Source organism: Pseudomonas sp. P5_A2_2, from assembly GCF_054177685.1.
This window is the reverse complement of record NZ_JBGCUL010001314.1, coordinates 1-1,073: the sequence shown is the minus strand read 5'-3', so window position 1 is coordinate 1,073 and position 1,073 is coordinate 1. Positions and strand designations below refer to the sequence as shown.

1 protein-coding gene and 1 pseudogene are annotated in these 1,073 nt (G+C 64.0%); both read right to left on the bottom strand.

Features of this window, described 5'->3' with window-relative positions:
* Positions 1 to 716 (bottom strand): P1 family peptidase (locus ACXRVY_RS31055; protein ID WP_458239212.1); only part of this gene is annotated, 716 nt, incomplete at its 3' end.
* Positions 717 to 819: 103 nt separating this feature from the next.
* Positions 820 to 1,073: pseudogene (locus ACXRVY_RS31050) on the bottom strand (polyamine ABC transporter substrate-binding protein); the annotation flags it as partial.

Sequence of the window (1,073 nt, the reverse complement as noted above, 5' to 3'; positions counted from 1 at the left end):
GGATGGGGCAGAGAGGCCTTGAGGAACGGCGAATCGACCTGTTCCATGTAGCGCCCGACCGGATACCCGTCAACGCGCAGTTCATTGCGAATGCCATGGTTGGCCTGGACAATCGCGCCGACCGTCCAGCCACCCTGGGCGCTGTTCAAGCGTCGCGACGCGGTGCCGATGCCGCCCTTGAATTCGTGGCAGATCATGCCGCTGCCACCGCCGACATTACCTTCGGTCACTGGACCGCCCGCCGCCGAACGCACGGCCTGGGCCACGTGTTCAGGCTTCACGTGAAAGCCGTTGATGTCGTTGAGCAGGCCGTCGAAGGTTTCCAGCACCACCGGCATGTTCCAGTAGAGGCGCCCGTCATCTGGTTGCTGCTCGCGGTCGAGCACGATCAGCGCATCGCGCACCACGCCCAGGCTGTGGGTGTTGGTGAAGGCGATGGGGCTGGTCAGCAAGCCCGCTTCGCGAATCCACTCCAGCCCCGTGGCATCGCCGTTGCCGTTGAGCACATGCACGCCGGCAAAGCACGGCTGCTGGCTGGTGGAACCGGCACGCGGTTCGATGACGGTGACGCCGGTGAGGATGTCGCGGCCGGTGGCAGTGCGTCCTCGTACATTGCTGTGGCCGACCCGAACGCCGGGGACGTCAGTGATGGCGTTGAGCGGGCCGGGCTGCAGTTGGCCGAACTGGATGTTCAGGTCGCGGGCACGTGGTTTCATGGGTTTTCTCATCTTCGATTCGTGGCAGAAAAAAGAATATTTGTTGGGCACCACGGACCCTGTGGGAGCAAGCTCGCTCCCACAGGGTTTTGTGATGTCCTCGTCACTGACCGTTTTTGACCTTGCTCCAGATCCGCGTGCGCACGCGCTCGGTGACCGGCGGCAGGGGCTGTAGGGTGAACAAGGTGGCCATGGCTTCGGCAGGCGGATAGACGGCCGGGTTGCTGCGGGTCGCTTCGGCCACCAGCGTGGTGGCGCTGCGGTTGCCGTTGGGGTAGTTGAGGTGGTCACTGACCGGGGCGATGACCTCAGGGCGCATCAGGTAGTCGATGAAGGCCATCCCTTGTTCCGGGTGCG